At 63.7% G+C, this 12959-nt stretch carries 13 protein-coding genes; 5 read left to right on the forward strand and 8 right to left on the reverse strand.

Features of this window, described 5'->3' with window-relative positions:
* The 6 genes from ADE01S_RS30575 to flhD all read right to left on the reverse strand — a co-directional run.
* On the reverse strand, positions 1-497 hold a 497-nt coding region (locus ADE01S_RS30575; protein WP_174544501.1), incomplete at its 3' end, for an Hpt domain-containing protein.
* 29 nt (positions 498-526) lie between these two features.
* A complete protein-coding gene (locus ADE01S_RS30580) occupies positions 527-907 on the reverse strand; it encodes a response regulator (protein WP_062685523.1) in 381 nt (126 codons plus the stop codon).
* A 2-nt stretch (positions 908-909) separates the two neighbouring features.
* Positions 910-1899 carry a flagellar motor protein MotB gene (motB, locus tag ADE01S_RS30585; protein ID WP_062685524.1) on the reverse strand — a complete coding sequence of 330 codons (990 nt, stop codon included), beginning with the start codon at positions 1897-1899 and terminating at the stop codon, positions 910-912.
* Positions 1900-1910: 11 nt separating this feature from the next.
* Positions 1911-2786, reverse strand: a complete 876-nt coding sequence (motA, locus tag ADE01S_RS30590; RefSeq protein ID WP_062685525.1) for a flagellar motor stator protein MotA — start codon at positions 2784-2786, stop codon at positions 1911-1913.
* 351 nt (positions 2787-3137) lie between these two features.
* Positions 3138-3719 (reverse strand): flagellar transcriptional regulator FlhC, encoded by a 582-nt coding sequence (gene flhC, locus ADE01S_RS30595; RefSeq protein ID WP_062685526.1) that lies wholly within the window; start codon positions 3717-3719, stop codon positions 3138-3140.
* 33 nt (positions 3720-3752) lie between these two features.
* Entirely contained in the window at positions 3753-4076 is a 324-nt protein-coding gene (gene flhD / locus ADE01S_RS30600) for a flagellar transcriptional regulator FlhD (protein ID WP_062685532.1), read from the reverse strand.
* 431 nt (positions 4077-4507) lie between these two features.
* On the opposite strand from flhD, the gene ADE01S_RS30605 reads away from it, so the two are divergent.
* The 5 genes from ADE01S_RS30605 to ADE01S_RS30625 all read left to right on the forward strand — a co-directional run bounded on the left by ADE01S_RS30605 (position 4508) and on the right by ADE01S_RS30625 (position 10010).
* Positions 4508-5263, forward strand: coding sequence for an RNA polymerase sigma factor FliA (locus ADE01S_RS30605; protein WP_062685527.1), 756 nt, complete (start codon positions 4508-4510; stop codon positions 5261-5263).
* A gap of 304 nt (positions 5264-5567) precedes the next feature.
* Positions 5568-7175 carry a flagellin N-terminal helical domain-containing protein gene (locus ADE01S_RS32255; protein WP_062685528.1) on the forward strand — a complete coding sequence of 536 codons (1608 nt, stop codon included), beginning with the start codon at positions 5568-5570 and terminating at the stop codon, positions 7173-7175.
* Positions 7176-7389: 214 nt separating this feature from the next.
* Positions 7390-8478 (forward strand): hypothetical protein, encoded by a 1089-nt coding sequence (locus ADE01S_RS30615; RefSeq protein WP_062685529.1) that lies wholly within the window; start codon positions 7390-7392, stop codon positions 8476-8478.
* Positions 8479-8838: 360 nt separating this feature from the next.
* A complete protein-coding gene (locus ADE01S_RS30620) occupies positions 8839-9684 on the forward strand; it encodes a hypothetical protein (RefSeq protein ID WP_242663490.1) in 846 nt (281 codons plus the stop codon).
* 131 nt (positions 9685-9815) lie between these two features.
* Positions 9816-10010, forward strand: a complete 195-nt coding sequence (locus ADE01S_RS30625; RefSeq protein WP_062685533.1) for a YjfB family protein — start codon at positions 9816-9818, stop codon at positions 10008-10010.
* Positions 10011-10095: 85 nt separating this feature from the next.
* Here ADE01S_RS30625 and lpdA read toward each other — a convergent pair whose 3' ends face one another.
* Together lpdA and ADE01S_RS30635 are read right to left on the reverse strand one after the other, a co-directional pair.
* Entirely contained in the window at positions 10096-11868 is a 1773-nt protein-coding gene (gene lpdA, locus ADE01S_RS30630; protein ID WP_062685531.1) for a dihydrolipoyl dehydrogenase, read from the reverse strand.
* Positions 11869-11880: 12 nt separating this feature from the next.
* A partial coding sequence (locus tag ADE01S_RS30635; RefSeq protein WP_167543433.1) for a dihydrolipoyllysine-residue acetyltransferase occupies positions 11881-12959 on the reverse strand: 1079 nt, incomplete at its 5' end.

The following is a 12959-nucleotide window of genomic DNA, read 5'->3' on the forward strand; positions in this document are numbered from 1 at the left end:
ACGGGCGCTGGCGCCGCCACCGGGGCCGCGGCCACCGGCGCGGGGGCCGGCGCGGGCGCCGGGGCGGGCGTCGCCGCCGCTGCTGCCGCGGGGTCCTTATGCTCCAGCGCAAGCTGCCTCAGCACGGCGCAGATACGCTCAAACACGGCTTCATCGGGCTCTTCGGAGGCCCTGTAGGCATCCAGCTGGCTTTTGAGCACGTCTTTCGTTTCCAAGAAAATATCAATCATGTCCGTGCGCAGCGCCATTTCGCCGCGACGGATCGCATCCAGGAGGTTTTCAAGCAAGTGGGTCGTGCCCGCCAGCTGCGTGAAGCAGCCGAACGTGGCCGCGCCGCCCTTGATCGAATGGGCCGCGCGGAAGATGGCGTTGAGCTGTTCGATGTCGGGCGCGCCCACATCCAGCTCCAGCAGCAATTGCTCCATCTGAGCAAGCAGCTCGTCCGCCTCATCGAAAAAGGTCTCGTAAAACTGACTGAGATCCAAACCAGAACTCATGACCCGTACGCCTTCATAAATGAACCTGCTTACGCGCCGGCCTGCTCATCGAGCAGTTCGGACGCCAATTCGACCAGCACATCGGGGTCGACCGGCTTGGAAAGCCAGCCGCAAACGCCCAGATCCCGCGCGGCCATCTTGCTGTCCACGTCGTCTTCGGTGGTCAGCACCAGCACCGGCACGTCCAGGTACTGGTCTTCCTCGCGCAAACCCTGGATCAGCTCCAGGCCGCCCATGACCGGCATGTTCCAGTCGCTCACCACCAGGTCCACCGGGTGGCGCCTGGCCATTTCCAGCGCTTCCTGGCCGTTGCCGGCCGTCAAGACCTTCCATCCCGCGCCCGTCAACGTGGCCTGGACGATCATCCGCATCGTCGCCGAATCGTCCGCCACCAGAATCGTTGCCGCCATTGCTATCGAACCCCTTCGGCCGGCGGGTTGCTCTCCGCCGCGCCTGGTTTGGTTTCCGTCGTGGCCTGGGCCGCGGCCCGAGCCGCGTCCACTGCCGTTCCCACCTCCCGGGCATCCTTGGCGGAGACGTCCGCGGCGGCGGCGTTCTCGCTTTCGATGCGCCGCTGGGTGCTCTGATTGAGCACCACGAGGCTGATACGCCTATTAACGGCCGCATACGGGTCATCTTTAACCAGGCTCATGCTGGAAGACAGACCCTGGATGCGCATGACCTTGCTTTCGTTCATGCCGCCGGCCACCAACTCCTGCCGGGAGGCGTTCGCGCGGTCGGCCGAGAGCTCCCAGTTGCTGTAGGCGCGCTCGCCGCGCGCGTACTGCGACGCGTCGGTATGGCCCGAGATGCTGACCTTGTTGGGCAGTTCGTTCAGAACCGGCCCCAATTCCCTGAGGATGTCGCGCATATAGGGCTGCACTTCGGCGCGGCCGGTGGCGAACATCGGGCGGTTCTGGTTGTCGATGATCTGGATGCGCAGGCCTTCGGTCGTCAGGTCGATCAGCAGCTGCGGCCTGAAGCTCTTGAGCACCGGGCTGGTCTCGATGACGTTTTCCAGGCGCTTCTTCAGGTTTTCCAGGCGATGCTGCTCGCGGCGCTCCGCGTCGCCCATGGGCTGGGCCTCGACCCGGTTGCCCTGGCCGCGGCGCACGTCGCCGTCGCTGCGCAAGGGGTCCTGCCCGCCGCCGGGCACCGCGCTGATCTCGGCCGAACTGCTGGGGCCGCCCGTGATGGCAACCCGCAGGGGCATGCGGAAATACTCCGCGATGCCCTTGAGCTCTTCTCGCGGAACGACGCTGATCAGCCACATCACCAGGAAGAAAGCCATCATCGCCGTGATGAAGTCGGCGTAGGCGATCTTCCAGCTGCCCCCGTGGTGCTCGCCGCCCTTGGACTTCTTGCGGCGGATGACCACACGGTGGTTGTTTACCGTGCTCATGGCCCGCTCCGTCAGGCCTTGCCGGTCGTTGCCGACTTGGCTTGCCGGACGTGCTCTTCCAGCTCACCGAAGGTCGGGCGCACGGCCGAGAACAGCACCTTGCGGCCGAATTCCACGGCCAGCTGCGGCGGATAGCCGTTCATGCTGGCCAGCAGCGTGGTCTTGATGCATTCCAGGACCTTCATGGCTTCGTCGCTGCGGCGCTCGATGCGCGAGGCCAGTGGCCCCACGAAACCGTAGGCCAGCAAAATGCCGAGGAAGGTGCCGACCATGGCCTTGGAGATCAGGTCGCCCAGGATCGCGGGGGGCTGGTCCACGGCGGCCAGCGCCTTGATCACGCCCAGCACCGCGGCCACGATACCGAATGCCGGCAGCCCGTCGGCCATCTGGTGCAGCGCCTTCGCCGGTACTTCGCGCTCATGGCGATAGGTTTCGATTTCCTCGTCCATGAGCGTCTCGATCTCGAACGAGCTCATGTTGCCGCTGATCATGATGCGCAGGTAGTCCGTAATGAACTCCATGAGCTTCGCGTCCTTGGCGATGCGGGGGTATTCGCTGAAGATCGGGCTGGATTCCGGGTCCTCGATGTGCGATTCGATCGCCATCAGGCCTTCGCGGCGCGCTTTGTTCAGCAGCACGTACAGGAGCGCCATCAGCTCCATGTACACGTCCTTGCCGTAGCGGGAACTCTTGAGCGCGTCGGGCAGCGCCGCCTTCACCAGCATCAGCGATTTCTTGCTGTTGCTGGCCAGGAAGGCCCCGAAGGCCGCGCCGAAGATCAGCGTGAGCTCGAAGGGCTGGTATAGCGCGCCCAAGTGGCCGCCCAGCGCAATGAAGCTGCCGACGACCGACACGGCCACCACGAGAAAACCGATAACAATCAACACATCAGGCCCCTGCCAACGAAGTCTAAAAATGCCCCCACGCCGCGCCTTCGGCTTGCTGCCCCCCAAGGGGGCTTTTTTGCCTTGGGGCGGCCCGGCGGCAAAAAAATGCCCCCACGCCACGCCTTCGGCTTGCTACCCCCCAAAGAGGGCTTTTTTGCCTTGGGGCGGCCCGGCGGCAAAAAAATGCCCCCACGCCACGCCTTCGGCTTGCTACCCCCCAAAGAGGGCTTTTTGCCTTGGGGCGGCCCGGCGGCAAAACACCGGCGTCAATCATCCCCTGTTCCCCCCGGCCCAAAAAGGCGGGTTACGGGGAGTTTTCCAGGGCTTTTGATGTATTTGGAAACCAGCCGGTCAGGACCGGACGGCATCCGCGACGGAAGCGGGGCGCGCGCCTGCGCGCGCCTTGGCCGCGGCGCGCGTCTTGCCCGCTCGGGGTGGCGGCCGGCAGATCGCGCACACGAAGTCCGACTGGGGATCGTGGGCGTGGGCGATGAAATGGCCTCCGCACTGGCGGCAGGCCGACAGCTGCAGCATGCCGCTGTCGAAGAAGCGCACCAGCATCCAGGCCCGCGTGAAGCTCAGGACCGGCTCGGCCGACTCGGAGGAATCCATGCCGGCGTTTTCGAGATAGAGGCGATAGGCATCGATCGTGGCGCGGATGCCCTTGCTGCTCGTGCGCGTATTCAGGAACGAATACACGTTGTAGAAGAGCGACGAATGGATATTCGGCAGCCAGGTCATGAACCAGTCGACCGAGAAAGGCAGCATGCCCTTGGGAGGCGAGCAGCCGCGGATTTCGCGGTACAGGCGGGCCAGGCGGTCGTGGCTGAGGCTGGTTTCAGCCTCCAGCACCTGCAGCCGGGCTCCCAGTGTGATCATGGAACTGGCTAGCAGGATGTCGTCCGCTTCCTGGGATACGCTCTTGGAGGCCATTGCACGTGTTTCCGGGTGGAATTGATCAGGCCGTCAGGCCAATTCTTCGACAGGTTGCTTGGCCAGCAGGATGGTTGCGTGCGCTTGTTGCAGCGCGCCGCCCAGAACGTCGTGGGTCAGCGCGGACAGCAGACTGTAGTCGTCGAACCGGAAACGGCACAGCAGCGAGCTGGAACTGGCCAGCTTGACCAGCTGGGCCGGGGAGAGACGCATCAGGATATCGGCCACTTCATTGCTGAATCCCAGGCGGAACATCGATGCGGCGTAGTCATCGCGAAGCATGCGCTGAGCAAGTAACAAATATGACAAATTGACTTCGCGAATGTCTGCCAGCAATGAATTATCGACTTGTTGCACGCCCAACTCCCTAGTTCCGATCCCGCCCGCGGGGCTTCGATAAGCAAAATTTTCGGCAATCACCGTTGCCGTAGGTCCTGAAACTTCCTGCTTTAATGCGAAATGTATCATTTGTTCGCAATTTAAGTAAAATTTACCACAGGTCATGTCATTTTCTATGACTTATATGACAAATCTTTGTTGATATTGCGCAACTTGCCTTTTTAGATACACCTTGACATAGAAATTTCTCACAAAATTTACGGCAATCACGAAAACAAGCATTCAAAACGTTGCGTTCTTCGGGGAATGAAACAGATTCCATTGCGCACAATGGCACCTTGCCGATCACTCAACTTCGTTCGTTTTTGCTTCCCGCGCGTTTGTCGACAATGTCGTAAATTGACAACAACCGACTGCGCGCCTTGATGGATTCCGCCCGACATTCCGCAATGCCCCACGCAGATGACAGCCTGGTCGAATATGCCCCGCTAGTGCGGAAGCTGGCCCTGCAATTGCTAGCCAGGCTGCCGGCCAGCGTCGAACTGGACGACCTGATACAGGCCGGCATGATCGGCCTGCTCGACGCCGTGCGGCGGTATCAGGAAACCGCCGACGCACAATTCGAGACTTACGCCACGACCCGCATTCGTGGCGCGATGCTGGACGAGCTCCGCGGCCAGGACTGGCTGCCGCGCAGCGTCCGCGCCAAGGCGCGCAAGATCGAACAGGCCATCCAGCAACTGGAGCAGCGTCTCATGCGCGCGCCCACCGAGGCCGAGATCGCGCAGCAGCTCGAAATCCCCCTGGGCGAATACCAGTCGCTGTTGCATGACGCGCAGGGCGTGCAGATCGTCCATTACGAAGATTTCACGACCGAACCCGATTCCGGCGTCGGCCAGGCCGACTGGTCCGCCACGCTGAACCACGGCTCGGCCGACGGCAACCCGCTGGATTCGCTCCTGGCCGGCGATTTCCGCCAGGCCCTGATCCACGCCATCGACGCCCTCCCCGACCGCGAAAAGCTGCTGCTGTCGCTGTGCTATGAGCAGGGCCTCAACCTGAAAGAGATCGGCGCCATCATGAACGTGACCGAAGCGCGGGTGTGCCAGCTGCGCTCCCAGGCCACGGCGCGGATCCGGGCCAAGCTGAAGGAACAGGCTTGGCAGGAATTGCCCCAAGAGGGGCAGATCGCTCAGGTTATTTAGTCCTAAAGGCGGGCTCTCCAACAAGAGATGCCCGGCTCCCTTCCAGACACTCTCGCCCCCTCCCTTCACGCCGGCAACCCGGGAAAGCGCCCGCAAAGCGCCCGCGCGCGCCGGCATCCCCCTCCCCGCCGGACCCAACAAGAATTTCGACTTTCGCGAAATCGCCCTAAAGATTGATTTAGGACTGCCGTAATCCTGGCAACGGAGGGATTCGTAGACGCAAGTAAACGAACTTTCCCGTTAACACCAGTGGGCGGCCTTGCTGCCCAGTTTGAAGAAGCTTTTCTCTCTTGGGAGCCTGAACATGGCTGCAGTTATCAACACCAACTATCTGTCGCTGGTTGCTCAAAACAACCTGAACAAGTCGCAATCGTCGCTGGGCAACGCCATCGAGCGCCTGTCCTCCGGCCTGCGCATCAACAGCGCCAAGGATGACGCCGCTGGCCAAGCCATCGCCAACCGCTTCACGGCCAACATCAACGGCCTGACCCAGGCCGCCCGCAACGCCAACGACGGCATCTCGATCGCCCAGACGACCGAAGGCGCGCTGAACGAAATCAACAACAACCTGCAGCGTATTCGTCAGCTGAGCACTCAGGCTGTCAACGGCACGAACTCCGATTCCGACCTGAAGTCGATCCAGGACGAAATCAATCAGCGCCTGAGCGAAATCGATCGCGTGTCGGGCCAGACGCAATTCAACGGCGTGAAGGTGTTGGCCGCCGACAACAAGCTGACCATTCAAGTCGGCGCGAACGACAACGAAACGATCACCATCGATCTGAAGGAAATCACCGCTGACAAGCTCGGCCTGGGCGATTTCAACGTTGCGGCCGGTTCCGTCAAGTTCAGCGACAGCATCGCTACCAAGGGCGCTGCCGCTGCAGATTCGACGAACGTCAAAATTGCCGACGGCGACAGCAATGGTCAAGACGCCTTCGGTGCAGCCTTTGCTGCTAATTTTGCCAATGACGCTGCCGCTAAAGCCTATCTCGGCGGCGCCACTGCCGTCGATACGGGCGACACTACGACGGCAAACTCCGGCGCTGCCGCGCACGCCGTCTACAGCGTGAAGATCGATGGTGGTGACTACTTCGTCTCGCTGGATGCGGATGCTGGCAATAAGGTCAACCTGCTGAAGCAAGACGGCGTTGGCGGCTATACCCAGGTGCAAGTTGACGGGAAAGACGTTCAAGTCGCGATGTTCGGCGGCAAACTGACTGCTTTCACGGATGATGGCGCAGGTAATGCCGTTAAGGTCGACCTCACGGGTGGCGTTGATGGCGCCAAGCTCGGCAAGGCCCTGGCTTTCAACGATTCGAATCTGGTCGTGAACGTTGGCGGCAAGAACCTCAACGTGCACGAAATCGTGAAGGATGGCGTCGGCACGGGTCAGTACGGCGCTAGGGCCGAAGACGGCACCGTGTATGCAGTCACTGTGAATGGCACGACCGGTGATGTCGAAGTGGCTGCGGACGTCGACGGCAACAAGGTCGAGTATGTCCTGAAGAAGGATGGCAGCGCCGAGGCTGTTCTGCGTGACGGCGACAAGATCTATTCGGCTGGCACCCCGACCTACGGCGCTGCTGCTGTCAAGGGCGCTGAACTCTCCAAGGACGATTTGGGTTCGATGGCCACCATCAACCCGCTGAAGAAGCTCGACGATGCCCTGTCGCAAGTCGACCAGCTGCGCAGCTCGCTCGGCGCAATCCAGAACCGTTTTGAGTCGACCATCGCCAACCTGAACAACACGGTGAACAACCTGTCCGCCGCCCGTTCGCGTATCGAAGACGCCGACTACGCCACGGAAGTGTCGAACATGACCCGTGCGCAGATCCTGCAACAGGCTGGCACCTCGGTTCTGGCGCAAGCCAACCAAGTGCCGCAAACCGTTCTGTCGCTGCTGCGTTAATCACGCCGCAACGCCTGACGGTAACGCAGGCGCGGGCCTGATCGGCCCGCCCTGCGATCCGCGGAGCCGGGAATATCCCGGCACCCCTCACAAGCCGGCAGCCGCCGGCTTGTGCTTTTCTGGATCGGGCTCGTTCCGCCCCCCGTCCCCCGTCGTCACCAGGGCTTGCTACCCGACGGCAAGCTCACGCCCGGCGGACGTACGCAAGTCTGTCATGCCCATCTCCCCTCTCTCGCAACCAGCCGACGCTCGTCGTCCGCAGTTGCTACCGCACCAACGCTTTCTGCGCGCTGCGCATGCGCGGCGCGCCAGCTCGGGTAAAGGCCGCAGCCTGCTCGGCCTGCTGCCGCTGCTGATGTCCCTCGCCTTGATTCCTGCTCTATTGCTGATCTGGTTTCATCTGGGCGACCTGCACTATCTGGAAATCGTATCGCTTTCGGCAATGGGAGCAGCCAGCCTGGGAGTCGTCTTGCTCCTGGGCCTAATCATGCTTGCGTACATGATGTTGTACCTGACACTGCCATCTGTGTTCATTGCGCTGGCAGTCGCCCAATACGGGCCTGGGAATGTCCCAAAGGCCGCAGTGGGGGCCTGGGCCAGCAGCGGCGGACTGCTCGCCGTCGCCTGGTTCATCTTCGCGCAAAACCCGAACTTCAATTCCACCGTCATGTTTTGGTCTGCGCATCTCGCCGCCGGCGTCCTCATCGGCGCATGGACGCTTTGCGCCGCCTATCCCCGCGCCAATAGCCAGCCCGCAACATCAACGACAGTCACCGTCTTCCTGAGAAGCCCCCTGGTGCTGGGTATAGGAAATGGCATATGTGGACTGCTGGCGTTCGTGCTGTTGGCTATTCCCATCAAGCACTTGGCTGACGACCAAGTCACCGGACCGCTACCAGATTGGGGCCAAACGGCGCTGCCGCTGCTGCTTGCTTTCCTCATTTCACTGAGCCCAGGCTTGCTCTATATGTGGAGCAACCGGATCGGGTCTAGAGGCATGAACAAATGGCAACTGATGGTGCTGATGCTGACAGCCGCCTTCATCATGCTCATGACCTCGTATTCGGCATCGCGGGAGGTGCGGCATCTCACCTTGATCGCCGCTGGCATAGTCGGCAATCCCACGAGCCCACGCTTGCATCGACTGCCGGACAGCTGGAACGAACAGGACAAGGCAATGGTGGCCACGGCGTTCAAAAACAACAGTGCCCTGTCGACGGGGATTCGCAATCCGCCGCAGGCGCTGCAGCCACGCGGTGGCTCTGCGGCTATCAGAACTTCTCGTTCGGGCGCGCCAGGCTGATCTGCAACCGCGCGTACATGGGCGTGGGCTACAAATTCGCAAACAAAAACCTGACCTGCGTCCTTTATATCGACAACACGCTGGCCAGCCTGGTGGTCTTGCCTCCCCCGGGCCCCGTCAAACCGGTGGGGAAAGTGACGACTACAGCGCCCTCACCGGGTTCGCCCTGATCGCGGGAAGGCGAACGAAGGCCATGTGGCGGTTTTACCTGTCTGTTCCTGATTTCAATTCCGACCCGCTTGCCTCATAATTGCCTCCGCATGATTTTGTATCTATAGTTTTCTTAATATGACCACGACGCCACCTGATCCACTCGCTACGCAGCATGGCAGCACCACGGATCCAGACTCTCAGGCGCCGGTGGATGAGCAGACCCTGCGTCTGCGCGAAGAGAACCGCGCGCTGCGCGAATTGCTGGCCGCGCAGGCGGCGATCCCCACCCAGGAACCCGGCCTGCTGCGGCGGCTGTGCTGGTGGCTGATTTCCGCGCCGGGCGCGGCGCTGGTGGGCTGGCGCAGCCTGTTGGGCCGCGATGGCGGGCAGCCGATAACGGGCAAGCGGGTGGGCTATGCCACGTTGACCGTCCTCTATACGCTGGCGATCTATGGCGCGCTGGTGTTGCTGGTGGTGTCCTGGAGCTCGCCGAGCACGCCGCGCTCCGGCGCTTCGGCGGCCGGGCCGGTGCGGGTGCCGCTGGCGCCGCTGCCGAACCTGGGCGCGGAGGGCGCTGGCTCCGAAGCGCGGTCTTCGGCCGCGCCCGGCGCGACGTCCGAGGCGGGCGCCGGCACGACGCCGGATTCCGTTTCGACCGAACCGCCGTCCGCTCCCGGCGTGACGCAGGAACATGCCGGGTTGTCCGATGCGACGACATCGCAGGCCGTCGAGTCTCCCCTTGAATCAACGCAGGCGCCGGCCGTTGCGGCCGCCCCCGAGTCATCCCCTGTCCCGACGGAGGCGACAGCTGGCGCCTCCAGCGCCGTGCCGGCAGCCGCCGGCCAACACGCCGGGCCGCAATCGACCTTGCGCATGACGGAGATTCCCGCCGAGGATCCCTTGGCCTGGCTGGGCGAGCTGAGACGCGAATTGGCGCGTTGCGCCGAGCTGGGTTTCTTCGACCGTCCGGACTGCGCGTGGGAAGCGCGCAAGCAATTCTGCGAACCGCGCCGCGCCTGGGGCACGGTGCAGGAATGCCCGACGCGGCCTTAAGGCTGCGGAGCTAACTTCCGCGTGAATATTCGGTGACACCGGCGCGGAATGCTTTGCATCAAACTGCAAGTCTGCGCAATAATGCTGCGACCCGGCTCGTGCCGGCCGACACGCATTGGGATTTCCCGGACATGGACGCTTCGATCAACAATACCGTCAATACCGCCCTGGCTTTGCAGGACGTGAACCTCAATCAGGAAATCCAGGCCCGGGTGCTGAAGAAGGCGCTGAACGCGCAGGCCGATACCGCGCTGACGCTGATGCAGTCGCTGCCCGTGCTGGCGGTGGATGCCACGCTGGGCTCGCGCATCGACACCCACGCCTGATCGGTTCAGCGATTAAAAAAAGCGCCGGTCCCTGAACAGGGCCGGCGCTTTTGTTTTGCGTCGGGCGGCGAGCCGCCCGGCGGGCTTACTTCTTCTTCATGGGCGGCAGATCGGTGCAGACGCCTTCGGCGACTTCCGCAGCCATGCCCACCGATTCGCCCAGGGTCGGGTGCGGGTGGATGGTCTTTGCGATGTCGACGACGTCGGCGCCCATTTCAACGGCCAGGCACAGTTCGCTGATCAGGTCGCCGGCGTGGGTGCCCACGATGCCGCCGCCCAGGATGCGATGCGTTTCGGCGTCGAAGATGAGCTTGGTGAAGCCTTCGTCGCGGCCATTGGCGATGGCGCGGCCGGAGGCGGCCCAGGGGAACACGCCCTTCTCGACCTTGATGCCCTGCTTCTTGGCTTCGTCCTCGGTCAGGCCGACCCAGGCCACTTCCGGATCGGTGTAGGCCACCGACGGGATGACGCGGGCGTCGAAGAAGGATTTCTGGCCGGCCGCGGCTTCGGCCGCCACGTGGCCTTCATGCACGGCCTTGTGCGCCAGCATGGGCTGGCCGACGATGTCGCCGATGGCGTAGATGTGCGGCACGTTGGTGCGCATCTGGCGATCGACCTCGATGAAGCCGCGGTCGGTCACGGCGATGCCTGCCTTGTCAGCGCCGATCTTCTTGCCGTTGGGGCTGCGGCCCACGGCCTGCAGCACCAGGTCGTAGCGCTGGGGTTCCTTGGGCGCGCCCTCGCCTTCGAAGCTGACGTAGATGCCGTCCTTCCTGGCCTCGGCGCCCACGGTCTTGGTCTTCAACATGACGTTGTCGAAGCGGCCGGCGTTCTTCTTCTGCCAGACCTTGACCAGGTCGCGGTCGGCGCCCTGCATCAGGCCGTCCAGCATTTCCACCACGTCCAGGCGCGCGCCCAGCGTGGAGTACACCGTGCCCATTTCCAGGCCGATGATGCCGCCGCCGATGATCAGCATCTTCTTGGGGATTTCACGCAGCAGCAAGGCGCCGGTGGAATCGACGATGCGGTCGTCCTGGGGCAGGAACGGCAGCTTCACCGACTGGCTGCCGGCGGCGATGATGGCCTGCTTGAAGCGCAGCGTCTGGACCTTGCCGTCCTTGCCGGTGACGGCCAGGTGGTTGGGGTCGGCGAATTCGCCCACGCCCTGCACCACCGTGACCTTGCGGGCCTTCGCCATGCCGGCGAGGCCGCCGGTCAGCTTGGCGACCACGCTGTCCTTGTAGCCGCGCAGCTTGTCCAGGTCGATCTTGGGCTCGCCGAAGTTGATGCCGTGGGCGGCCAGCTCGCGGGCTTCGTCGATGATGGCGGCGTTGTGCAGCAGCGCCTTGGACGGAATGCAGCCCACGTTCAGGCAGACGCCGCCCAGGGTGTCGTAGCGTTCGACCAGGACGACGGACAGGCCCAGGTCGGCGGCGCGGAAGGCGGCGGAGTAGCCGCCGGGGCCGGCGCCCAGCACCAGCACGTCGTACTCGCCGTCGGCCGAGCCCTTGAAGCTGGCCGCGGCGGGCGCGGCGGCCGGGGCCGGGGCGGCGGGGGCTGCCGGCTTCGGCGCTTCGGCAGCCTTGGGGGCTTCCTTGGCGGCCGGGGCGGCGGCGTCCGACGCTTCGACCTCCAGCACGACCGTGCCTTCGGCAACCTTGTCGCCCACCTTCACGTTGATGGACTTCACCACGCCGCCCTGCGACGCGGGGATTTCCATCGAGGCCTTGTCGGACTCGACCGTGATCAGGCTTTGTTCGGCCTTGATGGTGTCGCCCACGGCGACCAGCACCTCGATGACTTCGACTTCCTTGAAGTCGCCGATGTCCGGCACTTTGATTTGAACGGTATTGCTCATGAGGCTCCCCGTTTACAGCGCGATGCGGCGGAAGTCGGCCAGCAAGGCGCCCAGATAGGCGTTGAAGCGGGCAGCGGCGGCGCCGTCGATGACGCGGTGGTCATAGGACAGCGACAGCGGCACGATCAGGCGCGGCACGAACTGCTTGCCGTCCCAGACGGGCTTGTGCGAGGAACGCGACACTCCCAGGATGGCCACTTCGGGCGCATTGATGATGGGCGTGAACGAGGTGCCGCCGATGCCGCCCAGGGACGAGATCGAGAAGCAGCCGCCCTGCATTTCGGCGGGCGAGATCTTGCCTTCGCGAGCCTTCTTGGACAGGTCGGTCATTTCCTGCGCGATCTGCAGGATGCCCTTCTTGTCGGCGTCGCGGATCACCGGCACCACCAGCCCGTTGGGCGTGTCGGCGGCGAAGCCGATGTGGTAGTACTGCTTGAGCACCAGGTTGTCGCCGTCGAGCGAGGCATTGAACTCGGGGAACTTCTTCAAGGCCGCGACCACGGCCTTGATCAGGAAGGCCAGCATCGTGACCTTGATGCCCGACTTCTCGTTTTCCTTGTTCAGCGTGACGCGCAGCGCTTCCAGGTCGGTGATGTCCGCTTCGTCGTTGTTGGTGACGTGCGGGATCATGACCCAGTTGCGGTGCAGGTTCGCGCCGGAGATCTTCTTGATGCGCGACAGCGGCTTGGCTTCGATCGGGCCGAACTTGGTGAAGTCGACCTTGGGCCACGGCAAGAGGCCGAGCGCGGCGCCATCGGCCGAACCGCCGGCGGCGGCGGCCGGCGCGGCCAGCGCCTGCTTGACGAAACCGCGGACGTCGTCGGCGGTGATGCGGTCCTTCGGACCCGACCCCTTGACCTTGCTGAGGTTCACGCCCAGTTCGCGGGCGAACTTGCGCACCGACGGCGAGGCATGCGGCAGCTGGCCGGGCTTGAGGCCGGCGTCTTCGAGCGCGGCGGTCGGCGCCGGGCGCGAACCGGCGGCGGGCGTCGGGGCGGCGGCCGGGGCTTCGGCGCGGGCGGCAGGGGCCGCCGGAGCGGCTTCCGCCTTGGCGGCCGCCGGGGCAGCGGCAGAGGCGGCGGCAGGCGCGC

This window comes from Achromobacter denitrificans NBRC 15125 (assembly GCF_001571365.1).
In the GTDB taxonomy this organism is placed as follows: Bacteria; Pseudomonadota; Gammaproteobacteria; order Burkholderiales; family Burkholderiaceae_B; genus Achromobacter; species Achromobacter denitrificans.